The organism is Streptomyces sp. NBC_01669 (genome assembly GCF_026339735.1).
Lineage (GTDB): Bacteria > Actinomycetota > Actinomycetes > Streptomycetales > Streptomycetaceae > Streptomyces > Streptomyces yanii.
Window position 1 is genome coordinate 5,806,819 of the sequence record NZ_JAPEQG010000001.1, and the last position, 22,732, is coordinate 5,829,550.

Sequence of the window (22,732 nt, forward strand, 5' to 3'; positions counted from 1 at the left end):
GGCCCGGAAGGGGCCGAGGGCCGGACGCTCCGGCGTCACGGCCGCGCGCCGCCCAGCAGACCCCGGCCGAACTCGACCATCAGCTTCGCGTAGTCCTCGGTCCACTCCGCGCGCTCCGCGATGTCCGCCATGGTGAGCCGGTCGAACCGGCCCGGATCGGCCAGCTGGGCGGCGGCGATGGCCTGGTACTCGACCGCCCGGTCGGTCGCGGCGCGGAAGGCCAGCGTCAGCTCGGTGGCGCGGGCCAGCAGCTCCTTCGGGTCGTCCATCGACTCCAGGTCGAAAAAGTGCTCGGGGTCGGCGACCGCAGCCGACGGCTCGAAGAGCAGGGGCGCGGGGCGCAGCCGCTGCCGCTCGTTCCGCTCGGGTTGTGCCATGTGAGGTTCCTCCTTCGGTGGGCCCGACGGCCACCCTCCATTGTCCAACCGCCCGCAAGTGCGCTTCGGGGACGGTGCGCGGGGGCGCACCGGGTCGCCACCCGGCACGACGCACGCCCCCGACGGCCCATCGCCTGTGATCCGGCAGCGTTACGGGCGCCACGGGACGCGGTGTTCCGCGAGGTGGGCCAGGACCGCGTGGTTCGCCTCCCACCCGTCGGGAAACTTGACCGTGACGCCGAGCTGGACCGGTTCCGTCGACGGGTGCTCGTCCAGCAGGTCCGCGACGCCGGCCCGGCAGACCACGATGCAGGCGTGACGGTGGCGGGACGCCAGGACGCACAGCCGGCCCGTCTCCAGATGGAACGCCGTGGCGTCCGGGCGCCCGGACAGCGGGTGCAGGACCACCGTCACATCGAACTCGCGGCCCTGGAGCCGGTTCGCCGTGTCCACCGCCACACCCGTCACACCGAGCTCGGCGAGCGCCGCCCGTACCGCCGCCGCCTGGTCCCGGTGGGCCGTGCCGACCGCGACCCGGTCCGCCGTCACCGGGGCCGGGTCGGGGGAGCGCTCGCTCGTCGCCGCGCCGCCCCGGTCCAGCAGCCGGCGGACCACCAGGGCCACCGCCCGAACCGCCTCCGGGTCCGTGCGCGGGGTGTGCCGGGCCGGGAGTTCGAGCAGCCCCCAGCCGGACTCCGCGGCCTCGTCCAGCACCCGGTCCGGGGCGGAGCCGTCCGACGGGACCCCGAATGCCAGCCGCCGGTCGCCGTGATCCGTACCGCTGCGGAACGGGGTGTACGGGTAGAACGCGTCCGAGACCAGCCGCGCGGCCGACGCCGGCAGCCGCCACGACACCGGCAGCCGGCGCTGCGGCAGCTCGGGGTTGTGCGCCAGCAGCGTCGAGACCGCGCTCGCCGACGGGTCGTACGACAGCCCCGCCCACTGGTCCGCACCGACGATGGAGAACGGATCCAGCTGCCCCGGATCACCGACGAACAGCGCCCTTTCGAAGAGCCCCGCGACGGCCAGCAGCGCGTCCGAGCGCATCTGGTACGCCTCGTCGACGATCGCGTGCCCCCACGGCTCGACGTTCTTCACATGAGCCCACTTGGCGGCCGTCGAGATGACGACATCAAGTCCGGCCAGATCCCCGGCCTTCGCCGACTTCCGTACGGTGGCCAGGCCGTCCAGCACCTTGTCGTACGGGTCCGCGTCATTGCTGTGCAGGCGCCCGACCGGCAGCCCGGGGTCCTTCTCGGCCAGCCGCACCACCAGGTCGTCGACCTGGGCGTTGGTCTGCGCGACCACCATCAACGGGCGCCCTGCCGACGCGAGTTCGAGCGCGGCGCGCACCACCAGCGTCGACTTTCCCGCACCCGGCGGGGAGTCCACCACGATGCCGCGGGCCGTGCCGTTCAGCGTGTCGTCCAGGATCTGGGCGGTGGCCCGCCCCGCCTCGGCTCCCGGATCGAATACGGCCGTCACAACAGGTCCTCCGGGGTCACGGGGTCGGGGTTCTCGGAATGTCCGGGGGCACCCGGCGGGCCGCCGTGCGTCCACGGCGTCTCCTCCGGGTCCGGCAGCTTCGGGCCGCTGCGCTGGTCGTGCTCGAACAGGGTCCAGACGATCCGGTCGCCCGGCTCCGGCAGTGAACCCGGGGCCGGCTCCTTGCTCCGGCCCATCCGGTCGGTGATCCGCAGCACCAGCAGCCGCTCCTCGGCCTCCGGGAGATCCTCGGAGGCGTACGCCACGAACTCGGCGGTCTGCGGCTTGCCGTCCAGCGTGCGGTACACCTTCGTGCGCTCACCGAGGTGAGGGCGCTCGCCCGTCCGGACCGTGACCAGCGGACGCGGCGAGGGCCGCTTCGACTCGCTGTACGCCATCACCACCTCGGCCACCTCCCCGACGAACGCCTCACCGGTCAGCCTGCGCCCGGCGAGCACCAGCGGGTCGTCCAGTGCCTCCTGCGCCTCCAACTGCGCCTGCGCCGTCTCCCGCGAGGCCAGCTTCGCCGCCGCCGTCACCGCGTCGTCCCGGCGCGGCTGCGGCGGCTCCCCGGCCCGCACCCGGTCCCGGTGGCCGGTGAACGACCAGCGGTCCCGGGTCCACCGGTCCTCGGTCCTGGACCCGGCCGACAGCTCCCGCATCAGGTCGAGCCCCCGCCACACCGCGTCCCAGGTCGGCCGCGCCACCGCGGCCAGCAGTGACCTGATCTCCCGCTCGGCGGCGGTCAGTTCGGCGAGCCGGGCGTCGGCCGCGAGGCCGTCCTCGGCCGCCGCGAGCGACGTGCGCGCCCGGTCGTACTTCTCGATCGCGGGCGCGAGCAGCCGGTTGTCGAACGCCGGATCCGTCGCCGGACCGGCGGGCGGGCAGAGCAGCTGGCCGCCGGCGTCCCGCTCCAGCTCGGCCCGGAGCGCGGCATGCGCACCGGACTCGCCGGCCGCAGGGTCGATCCAGGCGAGCAGCGCCCCCAGATGCTGGTCCTCCAGCGTGGACTGCCCGGTCGCCCAGTGCCGGTTCAGCAGATCGGTCATGGCGAGGAGCAGCGAGGAACCCGGCACCCGGGCCCGCTCCCCGTAATGCGTCAGCCAGCGGCCCAGCAGCGGTACCCGGGCCGGCGCCGGGTACGGGGTGTCCGGGTCGTCCTCGGCGGTGCGCCGGAACCGCATGGACCGGCCCAGCAGCCGTACGAAGTCGAGACCCGCCCGGCTCGGCACGATCAACTGCGGCGCGTCCGTGCACAACTCGACTTCGACCTTGACCTTCTTCCCGGTCTCGGGATCGGTCTCGTTGCGCTCGGCGGGCTCCACCGCGTCCGTGTACGTCTCGATGTGCGGCAGGACCGCCTCGGCCAGCTCGGCGAGGAAAGCGAACCGCAGATCGCGGTCGCGCGGCTGGGCCACGGCGAGCAGCCGGGGCGCGTCCCGGTCGGTTCCGACGAGGGCGCCGAGCGGGGCGCCCGTCTCACCGGCGGTGGTCAGCGGTACGAGAACGAGCGGCGCACCGGTGAGATGACGGTGCCGGACGGTGGCCATCGGCTGCGCCCGCCCGCTCTCCACGGCCTCCAGCCGGGCCAGGGTGCTGATCAGCGACATGCCGGGCTTCCTTCCAGGGGCGCGCCCCGGTGCTCCAGCGCCTCCGCGCGCAGGGCCGCGGCGCGGCGCAGGGCGGCGACCGTGGGGTCGGCCGGATCGCCCTCCTTGCCCGCCGCCGCGGCCAGTACCGCGCCCACCGTCGTCAGACCGCCGAGCTCACCCCGTACGCTCCGCCCCAGCACCTCCACCGCACCGGCCGCACGCGCCTTCGCCCGGCAGTGGAAGGCCAGTTCGCACGCGGCCAGGCACTCCGGTGCGTACGCCGCCGTGACCGCGTCGACCGAGGCCGTCAGCTCCTGCGCGGAGCACTCCGGGTCGAAGGTGGTGCCTTCGGGCAGAGTGGCCGCGATGTCCTCGACCCGGGTCAGCCGGGTCAGCTGGCGGCGGGTGACCGCGCGCTGCTTGCGCACGTCGACGACCGACGCCGTCGGCAGGTTGGAGAAGTCCTTCGGACAGACCAGCAGCACCCGGTGGCCGACCTCCGCCCCCGCCGTGACCGCCGCGATGCGCTCCAGCGCCAGCACATACACCGCCGACTGCCGGGCTGCCGCTCCGACCTTCGCCGCGTCCGCCGAACTGTCGATCATGGGAAACGACTTGATCTCCACGACCGTCCACCGGCCGTCGGGGTGCACCACCACCGCGTCCGGCTCCAGATAGGCGGGCGAGCCCGCCACCTCCAGGGCCAGCATCGGGTGATCGAGCAGAGCCCAGCCGCCCGCCTCGGTCGCCTCACGCAGCGCCAGTGCCGTACGCGCCGCGCGGCCCTCGGGACCCGCCGCCGTCAGATCCGGCACCCGGACCTCGCGCGGCGCGTCGCCGCCCCCGCCGAGCCGCTCGTACAGCAGGCGCATCAGCTCCGTACCGCCGTCGGCCTTGACCCTCGCCTCGAACGCGTTGCCCCGTATGAAAGCGAACTGCGACTGACCGAACGCGGCGGGAGAGCCGAGTGCGGCCGCCAACGCGGCCTTGTCCACCCCTGCACCGTCCAGCAGGGCGCGCCGCTTGCAGCCCGGGTTGGCGGCGAGGGCGGCCAGCGCGCGGGCATCGAGCGGATGCGGCGCGACGGCGGGACCGCGCAGTTCAGCGAGCCGCTGCCGGAGTGTCGTCACCTGCTGCGTCGGCCGATGCCGCGACATCGGTGGAGTCTGCGGAGGAGGTCCGCTGGCCGGGGATTCGCTCACCCGCGGAAGTCTTGCATCCGGCACTGACAACAGGGGACTTCGTGACCGGGACGGCCGCAGAGGTGCGGGCCCGTACCGCTGCCCTGATCCGGTCGGTGAGCCGCATCACCGGCGTGGTGAGCAGCGCCCCGACGCCCATCACCGCGGCGCCCGCGACCGCGTCGAGGAAGTAGTGGTTGGCCGTGCCCATCACGACGAACGTCGTGAGGAGCGGGTACACGACACCCGCGGCCCGGAGCAGCGGGTGCCTGCCGTGGCGCCACAGCAGGATCCCGCACCACAGCGCCCAGCCGACGTGCAGGCTCGGCATCGCCGCGTACTGGTTGGTCATCCAGCCCATGCCGCGCGGCGCACTCGCCTCGGCGCCCCACCAGCCGTACGAGCTGTACTGGGCCATGGTGTCGACGAAGCCGTGCGTGGCGTGGAGCAGCCGCGGCGGGCAGGTCGGCATCAACGCGAAACCGATCAGACCGAGCAGCGTGGACGTCATCAGCCAGGTGCGGGCGGCGCGGTACGCGGCCGTGCGCCGCCGGTAGATCCAGATCAGGACGGCCGGGGTGACCACGTAGTGCAGTGAGGCGTACGCGAAGTCGGAGGGTATGCCTATCGCCGGATGGGCCGTCATCAAGCGGTTGAGCGGGTGCTCGGCATTCAGGAAGAGCGTCTTCTCCAGATGAAGTATGCGCAGCCCGTGGTCGACGGCGGTCGACACATCGCTTCGGACCAGCAGCCGGCCCGCCGAGTAGACCGCGTACACGATCGCGATCAGCGGCAGCTCGGCCCACCATCGAGGCCGGTGCCGCGACGCGGGCGCGGCGGTGGCAAGCGACATCCGGATGCTCTCCATCATGTGTTCATGCGTCCGACGGCAGGCGTTCAACCGTACGGCGCAGGTCGGTGGCGAATCCCCCCGGGGTTCCCCTGTGGACGCCCCGTGCGCGCGGAGCCTTCTCCGCGGGGGAAGGGACGCCGATGCGGCCCCGGAGGTTGCCTCCCGGGCACGTGAGCGATGATGGACAAAGGCGGATGACCCGTCCCTGTTGTCGTTTTCTCCGATCCACATCTCAGGGGGAGCCGTCATGGCACCGCGTATCCTGCTCGCCCGGCACGGCCAGACGGAATGGTCCGTCAAGGGCAATCACACCGGCAGGACGGACATCCCGCTGCTCGACGCGGGCCGCGAGGGCGCCAAGCTGCTGGGCGAGCGGCTGCACCGGAAACCGTGGGCGGACCTGCCGGGCCTCGAGGTCCGGACCAGCCCGCTCGTCCGCGCCAGGGAGACCTGCGAGATAGCCGGCTTCGCGGACCGCGCGCAGCCGTGGGACGCGCTCATGGAGTGGGACTACGGGGCGTACGAGGGCATGACCCCGGCCGAGATCCAGGCGATCCGGCCGGGCTGGTTCATCTGGCGCGACGGGGTGCCGGAGGGCGAGACCCTCTCCGAACTGTCCGCTCGCGCGGACGAGATCGTGGCCTGGGCGCGCTCGGCCGACCGCGACGTGCTGGTCTTCGCGCACGGTCACATCCTGCGGGCGCTGGGGGCGCGGTGGCTGGGCGAGGACGTGTCGTTCGCGTCCCGCATCCGGCTGGACCCGACGTCGCTGTCGGTCCTGGGGTGGGCGTACGGGGCGCCGGCGCTGGAACGCTGGAACGACACGGGCCACCTGGACCGGTAGGTCCCGCTGTTGCCCCAAGGCGCGGTGGGCGCTTCGCGGAGGGCGGCGCCGGGAAATGGGCCTGCCCGGCGTCCGAGGACCCGGCCGTCGGACCGGTACGGGGTGCCCCGGCCTCGCCGGGTGCTCCTACACCCCCGTCCACAGGCCCATCTCTGCGCACCGCTCCAGAAGCCCCGCCACCTCCGGTGACCCGCGCTGTGCCCGCAACACCCGCACCGCCCCCGCCAACATCGCCCGGATCCGGGACGACTGCACCTGGTCGAGCAGGTCCAGCACCTGGTGCCCCGTCGCGGCCGCCTCCGCCGCGGCCCCGGCATGTGCCAGGTCCGTTGTCAGCTCGGCCCGGTACAGCGCCAGGTTCCGGGTGAAGTGCGGGTCCTGCAACTGTGTGGCCCGTCGCGCATGCCGCGCCGCCCGCGGCCAGTCACCCAGCGCCGACCAGCACTGCGCCTCCAGCATCTCCAGCTCCGCTTCCCGGAAGAACGTCATCCACTCCGGGTCGGCGTCGCGCGCCCCCCGCCCGAAGGCCTCGTGCGCCCGCCCCAGCGCCCGCTCGCAGCCGCTGCGATCACCGAGCCCCGCCCGGCCCCCCGCCTCCCGCAGCGCGAGCAGCGCCAGCAGTCGCGGTGAGCCCAGCGGCGTCGCCGCCCGCTGCCCGGCCTCCGCCGCCCGTACCGACTCCCGCGGCCGCCCCGTGTCCCTGGCCAGGAACGACGCGTTGCAGAACGCATGCGCCTCCAGCGCCGCGTCACCGGCCAGCCGTGCCGTCGCCAGCGCCTCCGCGTAGTGGGAGCGCGCGTCCTCGAAACGCCCCGAGTCATGGGCCAGCCACCCCACCGAGATGGCCAGCTCACCCGCCCCGGCATGCAACCGGTCGGACGTGGAGCGGCGGGTGGTCGTCCCCTCGTCCAGCAGCGCGTACGCCGCCCTCAGCGGCTGCGCGGCCCGCCGGTAGAGGCCGTCGCCGCCGTGCCGGTCGTCCAGCAGTCTGATCTGCCGAACCGCCTTCTCGACGGCGGTCACCTCGGCCTCGCCGACCCGTCGCTGTGTGGGGCGCTGTGCGGGTACGGCAGCGACGGCGACGCCGGTGGTGCCGAGGCCGAAGCCCAAGGTTGCGGCCGCCATCGCGGTGGTGCCGCTGGTCATGAATACGCGACGCAGCACGTCGCTCTCCTCGTCGGTGTCGCTCTGGAGCGTGGGGGGCAGTGGGGTGTCGGGGATCTCGGCGGTGGCGCGCGCTCCTCGGCCGCGTACGGTCTCGCGCGACGAGAAGCCCAGGTCCGCCAGGGTCGCCCCGGGGAACATGTGCAGGAAAACTCGTTCGTAGGCGTAGTTGGGGCAGCGGATCTCGCCGGACTCCACGCGTCCGATGTACCGGGCGTCGCACGCGACCTGTTCGCCGATCTCGCGGGCGGATCTGCGCACCGCGGCAGCGAACTCCCCGGCGGAGCGCGGTCCGCGCAGCCGCCGGAAGGCGAGGTTGGGAACTGCCCCTGTCGACACCATGGCTGGGCCCTCTCTGGTGCAAGCCGGGCCTGTTTCCGGTGTCCCGGCGGAGCAAGAAGGTACCTGCTGTGACGGACCGCACACGCAGTGTTTGCCCACAAAGCGGATATCTCGCCCGCGATCCGCCATGAACTGCCATCCTTTGCGGCGGCGTGGCACCGTAGCCCTTGACGTAGTCGAGGCGTTGGTTCATGTGGAGACGGAGTCTGGCTCCGCCCGGCGATGAGAGGAGAGGTCCCTTGTTGCATCTCGGCACGGAGACCGGCTCGCGGACGACTGCGACGACGACCACGACGACGACCGGTTCCGGGGCTGCGGAGCGCGAACCCGCCACCCCCGAACCCGCCACACCTCGGCCCCCGGCCTCCGAGCCCGCCGTGGCGGAGCCCCTGCCGCTCACCGCCCCCGGGCCCTGCGAGCTGGTGACCGTCCCCGCCCGCCAGGGCCTCGAGGCCGTCGACATCCTGCGCCGCGGCGCCGATCAGGAGGCCGTCGGCCCGGTCCTGCACGACGGCACCTGCGACACCCTCGGCTTCCTGGTGCCGCCGGGCACCGCCGAGGCCTGGGACGTACCGGGCAGTGCCTGTACGCAGACGAACGGCCGCGGACTCCGCATTCCTGCCGAGCCGCCGGTCTCCGGCAGCGGCTGGCTGCTGCCGCCCGCCGCCGACGCCCCGGTCACCGACCCTGCCGCGCTGCGGGCCGCCCTCGACCAGGCGGCCCGGCTGATCGAGGCGGCCGACAACTGCCGCTGAGCTCATAATGGCGAGGGGCGTGTTCCCCACCGGTGCCGGTCCGGCACCGGGCCGGAGCGATGAGCAGCGAGCAGCGAGCAGGGGAAACAGCAGTGGCACGTCGAGGAGCATCCAGCGGTGGCGCGAACGCCCGGAAGCGTTCCGACCGCAGGCCGGAGACCCTCGCCGAGGCGGTCGACGGCGGTCTCGCCGAGCTGATACCCGACCGGGAGCGCCCCCGTGCCTGGACGCTGAACCTCGACGGCGCCCCTCAGTCCCATGTCGACCTCGACGACCCCGCGCACCTCTCCTTCCCCTACCAGCGCCGGATCGGCCACATCGCGGATCTCGTCGCCCCCGCAGGGCAGCCCCTGCACGTCGTGCACCTGGGCGGCGGCGCCTTCACCCTCGCCCGCTACATCGCCGCGACCCGCCCCCGCTCCACCCAGCAGATCGTCGAGCTGGACGCGGCGCTCGTCCAACTGGTCCGCCGGGAGCTGCCCCTGGACCCGCAGGCCCGGATCCGGGTCCGCTCCACCGACGCCCGCGCCGGGCTCGGCAAGATCCCGGACGACTGGGCGGACCTCGTCATCGCCGACGCGTTCAGCGGATCCCGCACCCCCGCCCACCTCAACAGCACCGAGTTCCTCACCGACGTACGCCGGGTGCTGAAGCCCACCGGGCAGTACGTGGCCAATCTCACCGACGGCCCGCCGCTGGCCCATCTCCGCGGCCAGATCGCCACCGCCGCCGCCGTCTTCCCCGAGCTGGCCCTCGCCGCCGACCCGGCGGTGCTGCGCGGCCGCCGCTTCGGCAACGCCGTGCTGCTCGCCTCCGGGCTGCCGCTCAAGGTCGCCGAACTGACCCGCAGGGTCGCCACCGACCCGCACCCGGGACGCGTCGAACACGGCCGGGATCTCGCCGACTTCACCGGCGGCGCGGCTGCGGTGCGCGATGCGGACGCCCGGCCGTCCCCGGCGCCGCCGTCCTCCGCGTTCCAGTGACTGGACGTCGCACCGGCGCCGCGCTCAGCCGATCAGACGATGTCGACCGCCGGCGGATGATCGTTCCACGTGCAGAAGACCGACACCGTCGTACCGTCGTCGGTGCTGAAGTTCACGCGGATCCAGGTCGTGTTCTTCCAGACCTGGATCGACCAGCCCGGATCCGGTGTCGCGGACACCAGTTTCGCCGAGGTGGCGCCCAGCTCGAAGACGACCCGGCCGCCGTCCGTCCCGTAACTCCGCACCGTGCCGGACGGCTTGGCCGGTTGCGGGGGAGCAGGGGTGCGGGACGGCCGCAGCGCCGGGGTCGCGGACGGTTTCGGAGTGGCCCGAGGAGTGCTGCTCGGCGTCGGTGAGGGCGACGGAGCCGGGCGTCGTGTCGAGGACGCCGGCGCCTTTGCGTCGCGCCCGTCGTCGCGGGCGCTCGCGGAGATCGGCACCGCACGCGGCGGGTCGTACGCCGTCCCCGCCATGACCGTGTGCACACCCCACCACGACAACGTGGTCGCCGCCCCGGTGGCGAGCGACCACGCCAGCGCGTGTACGAGTCCTCGTCGCATCCGGCACATCCTGCCCCACCGCGACCGGTGCTGTCCCGGGGAGGACCGGGAGCCGTCCCATGGCGTACGGTGCCGCCCATGCCAAGTGTGCTCGTGGTCGAGGACGACCAGTTCGTACGTTCCGCCCTCATCCGGCACCTGATCGAGGCCTCCCATACGGTACGGAGCGTCGGCACCGCGCTCGAAGCGCTGCGCGAGGTCGCCCACTTCCGCTTCGACGTGGTCATCCTCGACCTCGGCCTGCCCGATCTCGACGGCGCCGAGGCACTCAAGATGCTCCGGGGCATCACCGACGTACCCGTGATCATCGCGACCGCGCGGGACGACGAGAGCGAGATCGTCCGGCTGCTCAACGACGGGGCCGACGACTACCTGACCAAACCCTTCTCGGTGGAACACCTCTCGGCACGGATGGCCGCCGTGCTGCGCCGTTCGCGCGCCGGGGGCGAGGCACCTTCGCCGCGCGTCATCCGGGTCGGCGGTCTGTCCATCGATCCGCTGCGCCGTCAGGCCGAGCTGGACGGCACGGCACTCGACCTCACCCGCCGCGAGTTCGATCTGCTGACCTTTCTCGCCGGGCGTCCCGGAGTCGTCGTCCCGCGCAAGGAACTCCTGGCAGAGGTCTGGCAGCAGTCGTACGGCGACGACCAGACCATCGACGTCCATCTGTCCTGGCTGCGGCGGAAGCTGGGCGAGACGGCGGCCCGGCCGTGCTACCTGCACACCCTGCGCGGCGTCGGTGTGAAGCTCCAGCCGCCCGCGGCGCCGCCGCCCCCGGAGCGGCCCGCATGAGATGGGCCCTGGTCAAGGTCTGTCTGGCCGTCACCGCGATGGTCGTCGTCGCCTTCGCCGTGCCGCTGGGTCTCGTCACCAAGGAGATGGCCCGCGACCGCGCCTTCTCCGACGCCGAGCGGCAGGCCGCAACGATCGGTCCGACGCTCTCCATCACCACCGACCGCGACGAACTGGAGACGGCCCTCCTCACCACCGAGCCCGGCAGCGTGGGCCGGATGGCCGTCCACATCCCCGCCGTCGCGGAACCCGGCAGCCGGCCGGTGGAGATCGGCACCCGGCGTGCCACACGGAAGGACCTGGAGACCGTACGGAAGTCCGGGCGCGCCTCGATCACCGAGGTGCCCGGCGGCTCCGCACTGCTCCAGCCGACCGCGCTGGGCTCCGGGGGCATCGCCGTGGTCGAAGTGTTCGTGCCCGAGGGCGAGGAGTCCAACGGGGTCGCCACCGCGTGGCTGATGCTGGCAGGCGTCGGTGCCGCCCTGATCGTCGGTTCCGTCGCGGTCGCCGACCGGCTCGGCGTACGGATGGTGGCGCCCGCGCAGCGGCTCGCGGGCGCCGCCCATGACCTGGGGGAGGGCCGGCTGGGGACCAGGGTCCCGGAGGAGGGGCCGACCGAACTGCGGTCCGCCGCCGTCGCGTTCAACTCGATGGCCGATCAGGTCGTTCAGCTCCTCGCCAACGAACGGGAGCTGGCCGCGGACCTCTCGCACCGGCTGCGCACCCCGCTCACCGTCCTGCGCCTCAACGCCGCCTCGCTCGGCGAGGGGCCGGCCGCCGAACAGACCCGGGCCGCGGTCGAGCAGCTGGAGCACGAGGTCGACACGATCATCCGCACCGCCCGCGAACAGCGCCCGCAGACGCAGGGGATGAACAGCGGGCCCGGGGCGGGCTGCGACGCCTCCGAGGTGATCCGGGAACGGATGGCCTTCTGGTCGGCGCTCGCCGAGGACGAGGGACGCAAGGTGCGCCTCGCGGGAGTCGACCGTGCGGTACGGATCCCGGTTGCCCGGCCCGAACTGGTCGCCGCCCTCGACGCGTTGCTCGGCAACGTCTTCCGGCACACCCCGGAGGGCACCGCCTTCGCCGTCGACGTGCACCACAGCGGCGACGCGGTGATCGTGCTCGTCTCGGACGCCGGCGGCGGCATCGCCGACCCCAAGGCGGCGCTGGCGCGCGGCGGCAGCGGGCGGGGCGGCGCCCGGGGCTCGGTGGGCTCGACCGGGCTCGGGCTGGACATAGTCCGCCGGGTCGCGGAGTCCACCGGCGGCGATGTGCGGATCGGGCGGTCGGTGCTCGGCGGCACGGAGATCCGCATCTGGATCTGGCTCGACGGGCGCCGGCCCGAGCAGGGAAGGCGCGGCCACCGGGTGGGCCGGCAGCGCCGCAGGCTCCGGTTCGCCGGTCGTTCTTAAGCAGCGCCGATGCGCTCCTTAAGCCAACCCTAAGAACATCAACCGGCGCCCGGAATGGATCATTTGTCGCTTCCGGTGCCGCTAGCGTGCTGCCGCACCCCCACCCCCCGTACGACAGAGGCAGGCACGCGATGGGCACCAGTACGCACCGGCGCACGGCGAGCACCAGGACCAAGGCGATCGGCGCCGTCGTCGCCGCGGCAGTGATCGGCGGCACCGTCTTCGCCCTCACGGGCACGGCGCAGGCCGCCTCGGTCGGTGCCGCGTACACCAGGACCAGCGGCTGGACGGGCGGCTACACCGGGCAGTACGTCGTCACCAACGACACGGGCACCACGCAGTCGGACTGGACGCTCGAATTCGACCTGCCCGCAGGCACGAGGCTCAGCTCCCTCTGGAACGGCGAACACACGGTCAGCGGCAGCCATGTCACTGTGAAGCCCGCGAGCTGGAACAAGGAGCTGGCGCCCGGCACGTCGGTCACCGTCGGCTTCGTCACCACCTCGGACGGCACGGCCGCGGACCCGACGGGGTGCCTGATCAACAACGCCACGTGCTCGGTCGACACGGGCGCGACGCCGGAGCCGAGCGGCCGCCCGACGGAGACCGCGACGCCGACGCCGACGGCCACCCCGACGGCGTCGCCTTCGCCGACCGCGACGGCCACCCCGACACCCACACCGACCCCCACCGCGACCGAGGGCGGCGACGGTACGGCGAGCGGCGCCGGCTTCGCCCCGTACGTCGACACGTCGCTCTACCCCGCGTACGACCTGGTCGGCACCGCCACCAGCACCGGGGTGAAGGAGTTCAACCTCGCCTTCATCACCTCCGGCGGCAGCTGCGCCCCGCTCTGGGGCGGTGTCACCGCCCTCGGCGACGACCACGTCGCCTCCCAGATCGGCGCGCTGCGCGCCAAGGGCGGTGACGTCCGGGTCTCCTTCGGCGGCGCGGCCGGTTCCGAACTGGCGCTCGGCTGCACCTCCGTCACCGACCTCGCCGCGGCGTACGGCAAGGTCGTCGACACGTACAAGCTGACCAAGGTCGACTTCGACATCGAGGGCGGCGCGCTCCCCGACACGGCAGCCAACTCCCGCCGCGCGCAGGCGATCGCGCAGGTCCAGAAATCGCACCCGGGCCTCGATGTGTCCTTCACCCTGCCGGTGATGCCCGAGGGCCTCACCCAGCCGGGCGTCGACCTGATCGCCGACGCGAAGAAGAACGGCGTCACGGTCGGAGCGGTCAACATCATGGCGATGGACTACGGCGCCTCGTACAGCGGCGACATGGGCTCGTACGCGATCCAGGCGGCCACCGCCACACAGGCCCAGATCAAGGGCGTGCTCGGGCTGACGGACACGGCGGCATGGAAGGCGGTCGCCGTGACGCCGATGATCGGCGTGAACGACGTCAGCACCGAGATCTTCAAGGTCGAGGACGCCGCACAGCTGGTGCAGTTCGCCCAGCAGAAGGGGCTGGGCCGGCTGGCGATGTGGTCGGGCACGCGGGACAAGGAGTGCGCGGGCGGCGCGAAGCCGTACGCGGACGCGTCGTGCAGCTCGATCGTGCAGGAGCCGCTGGCCTTCACGAAGGCGTTCGGCGCCTACAAGTAGCCCTTCCCGCACCCGAGACCGCCACCTCCCGCGCGCATCCCGGCCGGCCCCACACCCCCACACCCGGCCGGGGTGCGCCCCCTCATGGCCACCACGACGGAGGTCCCCCGCAGTGCCGGGCCCTGAGTGCATCAGCCGCGAACGGCGCAGCGCACCGGCAGTGGGGGACGTGCGGCAGACCGCGACCGTGCTCATTCGGGATGTGCCACGCCGCCCGTTGCTGCCAGAATCATGGCACTGGACGTGTCCATGCAGAGGGGGGCCGGTGGCACAGTCGGAGATACCGGTTGCCTGGATCGGTCTGGGAGGAGCGGTCGCCGGGGCCGTCGCCACGGCGGCGGTGGGCCGTTTCGCCGGGCGGGCGAGCATCAAGGCGGCGACTGTCGCCAAGGTGGACACCCTTCAGGACGGACTGACCCGGTTCTGCGCGCCGTTCATCGAAGCGAGGATTCAGTTACGCCCCGCCCTCGGCGGCCACACGCCCACCGAACCGTGGCAGGCGGTGGCCCCCGGCATGTCGCGCTCGGCTCCCGCCTGGACCTCCATGGCCGCCGATCCTGTGGAGCTCTGGGAGATGCCGGGCGTCGTTCGCCGCAAGGCCGCGTACGTGGACGCCGAGATCCGTTCGCACCAGTCGCGGACCGACCAACTGCTGCTTCCCGCCGTGCACTCGGCCGTCCGCGAGTTGTACCAGGAGGCCAAGGAACTCATGGATACGTACACCCGGGAGTTCCAGCGGCTGGTCAAGCGCGGCCTGGGCGTGATGTAGGTTCCGGCCGCCGGGACCGGCGCCCTGCCCCCTGCACCCGCCGGTTCACCGCGGAGAGCACCGCCAGGATCGACGCCGTGAGCACGGACGTGTCCTGCCCCGCCCCCCACCGCACCGCTCCGTTCACCCTGCACTCCACGTACGCCATCGCAGCGCTGCCCTGTCCCCGCGCCGTCGAGTGTTCCGTGCCGTGGTGGCGGGCGACGCGGAGTCGGCCGGCCGGGCGGCCCGGACGGAACTGGAGCGCACGCCGGCCAGGCTGCGCGAGGTCTGAGTCCGCATCTGCCCCCGCACGTGCCGCCGGACGATGTCCGGGGTGCCGGCTTCGGGGAAAGAACGCGCAGGGGCCCCGGAGGCGCCCCTGGAGGGCGTACCCCGTTCACCTTCCGGCGGGCCCTTCCGTGCGAACGGGGTGGGACGAGAACTGTTTCCCGGAGCCGGGGCGCCGGCGGCGCGCTTGCGGGGCCCGATTCTGTGATCGTTTAGCAACAAGCCTTTGACCTGCTGGAATTCAAGAGCCTGCCAGTCCGGAGATTGCGTTCACCTGCTTTGGCAAGCCTTCGGCGGGACACGGTCTCGTGACTTGCAGGACACACTCGGGCAACGGAAGCGTCTTCAACTCTTGACACCCGCCCCTCCGAGGCAGGAACCTTCCGATATCGACGCATGGGAGCGCTCCCACATCGTGCGGGGCATTCCCGCCCGAACGGCACTGCCCGTGTCCTCCCACCTGAACCCTTCGGCATCCGCACCCACCAGTGCGTATGCCGCGCAGTCAGAACGCCAGTCCCACCCTGGAACAAGGAGTAGTGGAATGCGTATCACCCGCACCGTCGCCGGCCGGAGCCGCAGAGCCGCGGTTCTGGTCACCACGGGCCTGACAGCCTCGGCCCTGTTGCTGACCGGCTGCAGCGATTCCGATTCGTCGGACGACACGGGCTCCGATGCGAACGGGCAGATCACGCTGACCGTCGCCGACTTCGGGCAGTTCGGCTACAAGGAAGCCGGTCTCTTCGCGAAGTACCACGAGCTGCACCCGAACATCACGGTCAAGGAAAACGCCACGGCCGACGAGAAGGTCTACTACCCCAAGTTCCTTCAGCAGCTCAACACGGGCAGTGGCCTGGCCGACGTGCAGGGCATCGAGGTCGGCCGCGTCAAGGAGCTCGTCGACACCAAGGCGGACGCCTTCGCCGACCTGTCCAAGGTCATCGACACCGACCAGTGGGTCAGCTGGAAGGCACTCCAGGCCACCACCAACGAGGGCAAGGTCATCGGTGCGGGCACCGACATCGGCCCGATGTCGCTCTGCTACCGCCGGGACCTGTTCGAGCAGGCCGGCCTGCCGACCGACCGCGCCGAGGTTGCCCAGAAGGTCGCCGGCGGCTGGGAGGACTACCTCAAGCTCGGTGAGGAGTACAACAAGAAGGCTCCCAAGGGCACCTTCTTCATGGACTCCGCCAGCGCCATGTACAACGGTGTGGTCAGCTCGAACGAGGAGCAGTACTACTCCAAGGACGGCAAGGCGATCTACAAGGAGAGCGCCGGCGTCAAGAAGGGCTGGGACCTGGCCACCGAGGCGGTCGACAAGAAGCTGACCCAGGGCCTGGCCCAGTTCACCCCGCCGTGGCAGGCGGCCCTGCGCAAGGGCAGTATCGCCACCATGGCCTGCCCCGCATGGATGGCCGCTCAGATCTCCACGTACTCCGGTGACGCGTTCAAGGGCAAGTGGGACATCGCCCGCACCCCGGGTACGACCGCGGCCAACTGGGGCGGCTCGTTCCTGTCCGTGCCCGCGAAGGGCAAGCACGTCAAGGAGGCCGGTGAGCTCGTCAAGTGGCTGACCGCGCCGGAGCAGCAGGCCGCCGTGTTCAAGGCGGCCGGTCTCTTCCCGTCCAACAAGGGCGCCTACGACCTGGCCGACGTGAAGAGCGCCAAGCTGGAGTACTTCAACAACGCCCCGATCGGTGAGATCTACGCCGACGAGGCGACCTCCATCCCCGCCGCCGTGCTCGGCCCGAAGGACGGCATCATCAAGGACTCCATCTCCACCCAGATCAACAACATGGAGCAGCGGGGCACCGACCCGGGCAAGGCCTGGGACGCCGCCACCAAGGCGATCGACAAGGTGATCGGCTGATCCTCGCCGGTGCGGGCGGCCGGGACGCCATCCACGCGTCCCGGCCCGCCCGCACCGGTGCCGGCTCCCGAGCCGGCACCGTGCACGGCTTCCGACACCTCCGCCGGACCTGACCAGAGGTCCGGCCTGCCCCTGCGGTGTCGGCACACCCCAGGGAAGGACTCCCACCTGTGGCAACCACGACCCCCACCCGGGGCGCACACGGCTCCCGGCCCAGCCGGCGCGCTCCGAAGCCCATGACTTCCGGCCGCCAGGCATGGCGCAGTCGGCTGTGGCGCTTCGACGACAAGGTATCGCCGTACGCCTACATCGCGCCCTTCTTCCTCGTCTTCGGCGCCTTCGGGCTCTACCCGCTCCTGTACACCGGCTGGATCGCCCTGCACCGGGTGGAGATGACCGGGCTCGACCAGATGGAGTGGGTCGGCTGGGAGAACTTCAGTACCATCCTGCAGGACTCCGAGTTCTGGACCGCGGTCACCAACACCTTCTTCATCGGCGTCATTTCGACCGTCCCGCAGCTGATGATCGCGCTCGGCCTGGCCCACCTGCTGAACTACAAGCTCCGCGCCAGTACCTTCTGGCGCACCGTGATCCTCACCCCGTACGCCACCTCGGTGGCCTCCGCGGCGCTGGTCTTCGCCCTGGTGTTCCGGGCCGACGGCGGTCTGCTGAACTGGGTCCTCGGCTTCTTCGGCGCCGGCGAGACGAACTGGGTCAACGGCCACTGGACGTCCAACATCGCCATCGCCGTCATCGTGATCTGGCGCTGGACGGGCTACAACACGTTGATCTACCTGGCCGCGATGCAGGCCGTCCCATCCGACCTCTACGAGGCCGCCTCGCTCGACGGAGCCTCGCGCTGGCAGCAGTTCCGCAACGTGACGATTCCCGCGCTGCGGCCGACGATCCTCTTCACGATCGTCATCTCGACCATCGGCTCCATGCAGCTGTTCGGTGAACCCCTCCTGCTCGAGGGCGGCGCCAACGGAGCGCAGGGTGGCACCGAGAACCAGTACGAGACGCTCAGCATCTACCTCTACAACTACGGCTGGAATCTCGGGCACCTCGGTCCGGCCGCCGCAGTCGCCTGGGCCATGCTCGTCCTGCTGCTGCTCATTGCCGCGATCAACTGGCTCATCGGGCGCTTCATGCGCAAGAACGCGGCCTGACGGGGAGCGATATCCATGACCACAACCAGCCCCATCACCGCTCCGGACCGCCGCATCTCCAAGGCCGCCGCCCGCAGCGAACCCCCACGCCCCCGCCGCTTCAAGCCCGGCGCAGGCCGCCAGCACCACGCCGGCCCCTTCGCCTACTTCGCCCTGATCGTCGTCGGCCTCGGCTCGCTGTTCCCGCTGTACTGGACGCTCGTCACCGCGTCCCGCACCCAGGACGAGGTGTTGGACACGCCGCCGCCGCTGCTGCCGGGTGGCAACCTCTTCAACAACCTCGAGGCAGCCTGGGAACAGGCCCACCTCGGCACGGCCATTCTCAACACGTTCATCGTGTCCAGCTGCATCACCATCGCGACCCTGTTCTTCTGCACCCTGGCCGGTTACGCCTTCGCCAAGATGCGTTTCAAGGGGCGCGGGGTACTGATGACGATGGTCGTCGCCACCCTGACGATTCCGCCGCAGCTCAGCGTCGTTCCGCTGTTCATGATGATGTCCGACATCGGCTGGGGCGGTCAGTTGGAGTCGGTGATCTTCCCGACCCTGGTGAGCGCCTTCGGCGTGTTCTTCATGCGTCAGTACCTGCTCGAGGCGCTGCCGTACGAGCTCATCGAGGCGGGCAGGATGGACGGTGCGAACAACCTCCGCGTCGTGTGGAGCATCGTGCTCCCGGTGGCCCGCCCGGCGATGATGGTGCTCGGCATGCTCACCTTCGTCCAGGCGTGGAACGACTTCTTCTGGCCCTACCTCGCGCTGAACCAGGAGAACCCCACGCTCCAGGTGGCCCTCGGCCAGCTGAGCGCCTCCTACGTCCCCGACCAGAGCATCGTGATGGCCGGCGCGCTGATCAGCACGCTGCCGCTGCTCGTGGTGTTCGTGATCTTCGGCAAGCAGATTGTCGGGGGGATCATGTCCGGCGCCGTCAAGGGCTGACGTGGCGTCACCCGCCCCTTCCCGGATGGCCCGTACGGCCTGCGCCTGACCGCAGACCGTACGGACCCCGGAGTTCCAACCTTTCCCTGACTTCGTTCGTCCACCCCTGGGAGCGCTCCCGCATGACTGCTGTACGACCCGACATCGCCCCGAGGCAGGCGCCCGAGGCAGCGGCCTTCCCGACCGGTTTCGTCTGGGGGGCGGCCACCGCCGCCTACCAGGTCGAGGGGGCCGCCGCCGAGGACGGCCGCACCCCTTCCATCTGGGACACCTTCAGCCGCACACCGGGCAAGGTCCGCAACGGTGACACCGGCGACATCGCCGCCGACCACTACCACCGCTACCGCGACGACGTGCGGCTGATGAAGCAACTGGGCCTGAAGGCCTACCGCTTCTCCATCTCCTGGTCCCGGGTACAGCCCACCGGGCGCGGCCCCGCCGTCGAACGCGGTCTGGACTTCTACCGCAGGCTCGTCGACGAGCTGCTCGAAGCCGGCATCACCCCTGTCGCCACGCTCTACCACTGGGACCTTCCCCAGGAGTTGGAGGATGCGGGCGGCTGGCCGCAGCGCGTCACCACCGATCGGTTCGCCGACTACACGGCGATCATGGCCGGCGCCCTCGGCGACCGCGTCGGCATGTGGACCACGTTCAACGAGCCGTGGTGCTCGGCCTTCCTCGGATACGGCTCCGGTGTGCACGCTCCCGGCCGCACCGAGGCCGCGTCCGCACTGCGGGCGGCCCACCACCTCAACCTCGCCCATGGCCGGGCGATCGAGGTTCTGCGCGGTCAACTCCCCGCTAGCGCGCAGACCTCGGTCACCCTCAATCTCCACCAGGTCCGCCCGCTGACCGACAGCGCGGCCGACGTGGACGCCGCCCGCCGGATCGACGCGGTGGGCAACCGGGTGTTCACCGGACCGATGCTGCGCGGTGAGTACCCCGAGGATCTGATCGCCGACACCTCGCACATCGTCGACTGGTCGCAGCTGGTCCACGACGGCGACCTGGCCGCGATCTCCCGTCCGGTCGACGTCCTGGGCGTCAACTACTACACGCCTACGCTGGTTTCCTCGCCCGCCGAGGGCGTCGGCGACTCGCGCAACGACGGCCACGGCGCCAGCGACTACTCCCCGTGGCCCGGCTCCGAGCATGTCGCCTTCCACCTCGCCGAGGGGAAGGAGCGCACCGCGATGAACTGGGCGATCGACCCCAACGGCCTGTACAACCTGCTGATGGACGTCACCCGTGACCACCCCGGGCTGCCGCTGATGGTCACCGAGAACGGCGCGGCCTTCGACGACTACGTCTCGCCCGAGGGGCGGGTCGAGGACCCCGAGCGGATCGAGTACCTGCACGGCCACCTCGACGCCGTGCAGCGAGCCATCGCCGACGGTGCGGACGTCCGCGGCTACTTCCTGTGGTCGCTGATGGACAACTTCGAGTGGGGGTACGGGTACTCCAAGCGCTTCGGTGCGGTGTACGTGGACTACGCGTCCCAGCGCCGCATCCCCAAGGCGAGCGCCCACTGGTACGCCGATGTGATCCGCCGCCACGCGCTCCCCCCGACCGACGCCTCCTGACTTCCGCAGACCCCTGGGACCCGGCCCTGTGCCGGGTCTCAGCCGTTTCCGCCGGGCAGTTGAGTCCTCCCGCCCCCCGGATGCTGCGCGACCCTTGACCACGCGCGTAGAGTGGGAGCGCTCCCAAAAGGTAGCTGCGGTGCGGGCGGTCGGCCCGGTGGAGTGTCAAGGGATCCCGCATCGGGACTTGGTTTGGTTATCCGACTGTGAGAAATTGACCGCGAACGGGAGGCGGCCATGACGGTAGCGCGAGTACGGAGCGGTGGGCGGCCCACGCTCGAAGAAGTCGCGGCACGAGCGGGGGTGGGGCGCGGTACCGCCTCGCGGGTCATCAACGGTTCACCACGGGTCAGCGCGCACACGCGTGAGGCGGTGGAGGCGGCGGTCGCCGAGCTGGGTTACGTGCCCAATCGCGCGGCACGCGCCCTGGCCGGGAACCGCACGGACGCCATTGCCCTCGTCGTGCCCGAGTCGGAGAGCCGCTTCTTCGCCGAGCCGTACTTCTCCGACATCGTGCGGGGCGTCGGCGCCGCCCTCGCCGAGACCGACATGCAGCTGCTGCTCACCCTGGCGGGCAGTGACCGCGAGCGCCGGCGGCTGGCCCAGTACCTGACCGCGCACCGCGTCGACGGTGTTCTGCTGGTCTCCGTGCACGCCGACGACCCCCTGCCCGACCTGCTGGAGCAGCTCGGGATGCCGGCCGTGATGAGCGGCCGCAGATCCGCCTCCGAACCGCTTGCCGCGGTCGACTCGGACAACTTCGAGGGCGCCCGCAGCGCCGTCGACCATCTGATCTCCCGGGGCCGCCGGTCCATCGCCACGATCACCGGACACCTCGATGTGTACGGTGCCCAGCGGCGCCTCGACGGCTACCGCAAGGCGGTCGCCTCCGCCGGTCTCGACCCGGACGAGCGGCTGATCGCCCCCGCCGACTTCACCGAGGAGGGCGGCGCCCGCGCCATGCGCGACCTGCTGGCCCGCCGGCCCGATGTCGACGCGGTCTTCGCCGCCTCCGACGTGATGGCCGCGGGTGCCCGTCAGGTGCTCCGTGAGGAGGGCCGGCGCATCCCGGACGATGTGGCGCTCGTCGGCTTCGACGACTCGGCCGTGGCCCGCCACATGGACCCCGCGCTCACCAGCGTGCGTCAGCCGATCGAGGAGATGGGCCGGGAGATGACCCGGGTGCTGCTCCAGGAGATCGCGGGCGAGGACCTGGAGCGCCCGCAGATCGTGCTCCCCACCGAGCTGATCGTCCGCGACTCGTCGTGACGCCCGCCGCCGGGCCGATAACGGTGTGACGACCGTCACTCGGCCCCCTGGTGAGAGGGCATCACATGGCGAAGGGCCCCGGTCCGAAGACCGGGGCCCTTCCCTTCAGGGTGAGTAACGGGACTCGAACCCGCGACATCCTGGACCACAACCAGGTGCTCTACCATCTGAGCTATACCCACCGTGTCCGGTCTTTTCTGACCGGCCGAGAAAAAGTGTACAGGGTCCGAGAGGGTGCTCGCGCCCCAGTTGTTCAGCCGCTGATCCCGGACCTTGAAACGCCCGTGACCAGCGGCTTCCCGAGGTCCTACGACGGGGGCGCCGTCAGGCGTGTCGCGATGGCCTTGGCCTGCTCCGAATCCGGCCCGGGCTGCGGTACGAAGATCGCCTCCCGGTAGTACCGCAGCTCCGTGATGGAGTCACGGATGTCCGCGAGCGCCCGGTGGTTGCCGTTCTTCTCCGGACTGTTGAAGTACGCCCTCGGGTACCAGCGGCGGGCCAGCTCCTTGACCGAGGACACATCGACGATCCGGTAGTGCAGGTAGCCCTCCAGGGCCGCCATGTCCCGGGCCAGGAATCCCCGGTCGGTGCCGACCGAGTTCCCGCAGAGCGGCGCCTTGCCCGGCTCCTTCACGTGCTCGCGCACATAGGCCAGCACCTGGGCCTCGGCGTCGACGAGCGTGGTGCCGTCGGCCAGCTCGTCGAGGAGGCCCGAGGCGGTGTGCATCTGCCGCACCACCTCGGGCATCGTCTCCAGGGCCCTGTCCGGCGGGCGGATCACGATGTCCACCCCTTCGCCGAGCACGTTCAACTCCGAGTCGGTGACCAGTGCGGCCACCTCGATGAGTGCGTCTTCCGTCAACGAGAGCCCGGTCATCTCGCAGTCGATCCACACCATGCGATCGTTCAT

General features: G+C 71.5%; 20 protein-coding genes, 1 tRNA gene and 1 pseudogene. 12 read left to right on the plus strand and 10 right to left on the minus strand.

Annotated features, from left to right (window positions below):
* Positions 1 to 35: 35 nt before the first annotated feature.
* From OG972_RS26085 to OG972_RS26105, 5 genes are all read right to left on the minus strand, one after another.
* Positions 36 to 377 carry a hypothetical protein gene (locus OG972_RS26085; RefSeq protein ID WP_266985331.1) on the minus strand — a complete coding sequence of 114 codons (342 nt, stop codon included), beginning with the start codon at positions 375 to 377 and terminating at the stop codon, positions 36 to 38.
* Between the two features lie 150 nt (positions 378 to 527).
* Complete coding sequence (locus OG972_RS26090; RefSeq protein ID WP_266985333.1) at positions 528 to 1,862, minus strand: AAA domain-containing protein; 1,335 nt, start codon at positions 1,860 to 1,862, stop codon at positions 528 to 530.
* The gene (locus tag OG972_RS26095) at positions 1,859 to 3,472 is read right to left on the minus strand and encodes a hypothetical protein (RefSeq protein WP_266985335.1); all 1,614 of its coding nucleotides are present in this window, start codon (positions 3,470 to 3,472) and stop codon (positions 1,859 to 1,861) included. Before OG972_RS26095 ends, OG972_RS26090 begins: the two co-directional genes overlap by 4 nt.
* On the minus strand, positions 3,463 to 4,611 hold the full coding sequence (locus OG972_RS26100) for a hypothetical protein (RefSeq protein WP_266985337.1): 1,149 nt from the start codon (positions 4,609 to 4,611) through the stop codon (positions 3,463 to 3,465). The genes OG972_RS26095 and OG972_RS26100 overlap by 10 nt, the downstream gene beginning before the upstream one ends.
* A complete protein-coding gene (locus OG972_RS26105; RefSeq protein WP_266985339.1) occupies positions 4,556 to 5,488 on the minus strand; it encodes a phosphatase PAP2 family protein in 933 nt (310 codons plus the stop codon). Before OG972_RS26105 ends, OG972_RS26100 begins: the two co-directional genes overlap by 56 nt.
* A 247-nt stretch (positions 5,489 to 5,735) precedes the next feature.
* On the opposite strand from OG972_RS26105, the gene OG972_RS26110 reads away from it, so the two are divergent.
* Complete coding sequence (locus OG972_RS26110; RefSeq protein ID WP_266985341.1) at positions 5,736 to 6,332, plus strand: histidine phosphatase family protein; 597 nt, start codon at positions 5,736 to 5,738, stop codon at positions 6,330 to 6,332.
* A 126-nt stretch (positions 6,333 to 6,458) separates the two neighbouring features.
* On the opposite strand, the gene OG972_RS26115 is transcribed toward OG972_RS26110, so the two are convergent.
* Positions 6,459 to 7,838 (minus strand): tetratricopeptide repeat protein, encoded by a 1,380-nt coding sequence (locus tag OG972_RS26115; RefSeq protein WP_266985343.1) that lies wholly within the window; start codon positions 7,836 to 7,838, stop codon positions 6,459 to 6,461.
* Between the two features lie 239 nt (positions 7,839 to 8,077).
* On the opposite strand from OG972_RS26115, the gene OG972_RS26120 reads away from it, so the two are divergent.
* Positions 8,078 to 8,593 (plus strand): hypothetical protein, encoded by a 516-nt coding sequence (locus OG972_RS26120; RefSeq protein ID WP_266985345.1) that lies wholly within the window; start codon positions 8,078 to 8,080, stop codon positions 8,591 to 8,593.
* Positions 8,594 to 8,685: 92 nt separating this feature from the next.
* Entirely contained in the window at positions 8,686 to 9,576 is an 891-nt protein-coding gene (locus OG972_RS26125) for a spermidine synthase (RefSeq protein ID WP_266985347.1), read from the plus strand.
* Positions 9,577 to 9,608: 32 nt separating this feature from the next.
* On the opposite strand, the gene OG972_RS26130 is transcribed toward OG972_RS26125, so the two are convergent.
* The gene (locus OG972_RS26130; protein WP_266985349.1) at positions 9,609 to 10,136 is read right to left on the minus strand and encodes a hypothetical protein; all 528 of its coding nucleotides are present in this window, start codon (positions 10,134 to 10,136) and stop codon (positions 9,609 to 9,611) included.
* 78 nt (positions 10,137 to 10,214) lie between these two features.
* Here OG972_RS26130 and OG972_RS26135 point away from each other — a divergent pair, with 78 nt between their 5' ends.
* From OG972_RS26135 to OG972_RS26150, 4 genes are all read left to right on the plus strand, one after another.
* The gene (locus OG972_RS26135) at positions 10,215 to 10,928 is read left to right on the plus strand and encodes a response regulator transcription factor (protein WP_266985351.1); all 714 of its coding nucleotides are present in this window, start codon (positions 10,215 to 10,217) and stop codon (positions 10,926 to 10,928) included.
* A complete protein-coding gene (locus OG972_RS26140; protein WP_266985353.1) occupies positions 10,925 to 12,343 on the plus strand; it encodes a HAMP domain-containing sensor histidine kinase in 1,419 nt (472 codons plus the stop codon). The genes OG972_RS26135 and OG972_RS26140 overlap by 4 nt, the downstream gene beginning before the upstream one ends.
* A 131-nt stretch (positions 12,344 to 12,474) precedes the next feature.
* Positions 12,475 to 13,956 carry a cellulose binding domain-containing protein gene (locus tag OG972_RS26145; protein ID WP_266985355.1) on the plus strand — a complete coding sequence of 494 codons (1,482 nt, stop codon included), beginning with the start codon at positions 12,475 to 12,477 and terminating at the stop codon, positions 13,954 to 13,956.
* Positions 13,957 to 14,221: 265 nt separating this feature from the next.
* On the plus strand, positions 14,222 to 14,725 hold the full coding sequence (locus OG972_RS26150; protein WP_266985357.1) for a hypothetical protein: 504 nt from the start codon (positions 14,222 to 14,224) through the stop codon (positions 14,723 to 14,725).
* Here OG972_RS26150 and OG972_RS26155 read toward each other — a convergent pair.
* Positions 14,700 to 14,909: pseudogene (locus OG972_RS26155) on the minus strand (alpha-isopropylmalate synthase regulatory domain-containing protein); the annotation flags it as partial. The gene OG972_RS26150 and the pseudogene OG972_RS26155 overlap by 26 nt on opposite strands.
* Before the next feature lie 630 nt (positions 14,910 to 15,539).
* On the opposite strand from OG972_RS26155, the gene OG972_RS26160 reads away from it, so the two are divergent.
* The 5 genes from OG972_RS26160 (at position 15,540) to OG972_RS26180 (ending at position 21,822) form a co-directional block, all read left to right on the plus strand.
* Positions 15,540 to 16,865, plus strand: coding sequence for an ABC transporter substrate-binding protein (locus tag OG972_RS26160; protein WP_266985359.1), 1,326 nt, complete (start codon positions 15,540 to 15,542; stop codon positions 16,863 to 16,865).
* A gap of 170 nt (positions 16,866 to 17,035) precedes the next feature.
* Complete coding sequence (locus OG972_RS26165) at positions 17,036 to 18,034, plus strand: carbohydrate ABC transporter permease (protein ID WP_266985361.1); 999 nt, start codon at positions 17,036 to 17,038, stop codon at positions 18,032 to 18,034.
* Positions 18,035 to 18,049: 15 nt separating this feature from the next.
* Complete coding sequence (locus tag OG972_RS26170) at positions 18,050 to 18,970, plus strand: carbohydrate ABC transporter permease (protein ID WP_266985363.1); 921 nt, start codon at positions 18,050 to 18,052, stop codon at positions 18,968 to 18,970.
* Between the two features lie 122 nt (positions 18,971 to 19,092).
* Positions 19,093 to 20,553, plus strand: a complete 1,461-nt coding sequence (locus OG972_RS26175; RefSeq protein WP_266985365.1) for a GH1 family beta-glucosidase — start codon at positions 19,093 to 19,095, stop codon at positions 20,551 to 20,553.
* A gap of 237 nt (positions 20,554 to 20,790) precedes the next feature.
* Positions 20,791 to 21,822 (plus strand): LacI family DNA-binding transcriptional regulator, encoded by a 1,032-nt coding sequence (locus tag OG972_RS26180; RefSeq protein WP_266985367.1) that lies wholly within the window; start codon positions 20,791 to 20,793, stop codon positions 21,820 to 21,822.
* A gap of 109 nt (positions 21,823 to 21,931) precedes the next feature.
* Here OG972_RS26180 and OG972_RS26185 read toward each other — a convergent pair.
* Positions 21,932 to 22,004: transfer RNA gene (locus OG972_RS26185), tRNA-His, on the minus strand.
* Positions 22,005 to 22,129: 125 nt separating this feature from the next.
* Positions 22,130 to 22,732, minus strand: a complete 603-nt coding sequence (gene orn, locus OG972_RS26190; RefSeq protein ID WP_266985369.1) for an oligoribonuclease — start codon at positions 22,730 to 22,732, stop codon at positions 22,130 to 22,132.

Bases quoted from the DNA above. Each gene is read 5' to 3' on its own strand.
- OG972_RS26085 (WP_266985331.1), bottom strand. From the start codon at position 377: ATGGCACAACCCGAGCGGAACGAGCGGCAGCGGCTGCGCCCCGCGCCC.
- OG972_RS26095 (WP_266985335.1), bottom strand. From the start codon at position 3,472: ATGTCGCTGATCAGCACCCTGGCCCGGCTGGAGGCCGTGGAGAGCGGG.
- OG972_RS26100 (WP_266985337.1), bottom strand. From the start codon at position 4,611: ATGTCGCGGCATCGGCCGACGCAGCAGGTGACGACACTCCGGCAGCGG.
- OG972_RS26105 (WP_266985339.1), bottom strand. From the start codon at position 5,488: ATGTCGCTTGCCACCGCCGCGCCCGCGTCGCGGCACCGGCCTCGATGG.
- OG972_RS26110 (WP_266985341.1), top strand. From the start codon at position 5,736: ATGGCACCGCGTATCCTGCTCGCCCGGCACGGCCAGACGGAATGGTCC.
- OG972_RS26115 (WP_266985343.1), bottom strand. From the start codon at position 7,838: ATGGTGTCGACAGGGGCAGTTCCCAACCTCGCCTTCCGGCGGCTGCGC.
- OG972_RS26130 (WP_266985349.1), bottom strand. From the start codon at position 10,136: ATGCGACGAGGACTCGTACACGCGCTGGCGTGGTCGCTCGCCACCGGG.
- OG972_RS26135 (WP_266985351.1), top strand. From the start codon at position 10,215: ATGCCAAGTGTGCTCGTGGTCGAGGACGACCAGTTCGTACGTTCCGCC.
- OG972_RS26140 (WP_266985353.1), top strand. From the start codon at position 10,925: ATGAGATGGGCCCTGGTCAAGGTCTGTCTGGCCGTCACCGCGATGGTC.
- OG972_RS26145 (WP_266985355.1), top strand. From the start codon at position 12,475: ATGGGCACCAGTACGCACCGGCGCACGGCGAGCACCAGGACCAAGGCG.
- OG972_RS26160 (WP_266985359.1), top strand. From the start codon at position 15,540: ATGCGTATCACCCGCACCGTCGCCGGCCGGAGCCGCAGAGCCGCGGTT.
- OG972_RS26170 (WP_266985363.1), top strand. From the start codon at position 18,050: ATGACCACAACCAGCCCCATCACCGCTCCGGACCGCCGCATCTCCAAG.
- OG972_RS26175 (WP_266985365.1), top strand. From the start codon at position 19,093: ATGACTGCTGTACGACCCGACATCGCCCCGAGGCAGGCGCCCGAGGCA.
- OG972_RS26180 (WP_266985367.1), top strand. From the start codon at position 20,791: ATGACGGTAGCGCGAGTACGGAGCGGTGGGCGGCCCACGCTCGAAGAA.
- orn (WP_266985369.1), bottom strand. From the start codon at position 22,732: ATGAACGATCGCATGGTGTGGATCGACTGCGAGATGACCGGGCTCTCG.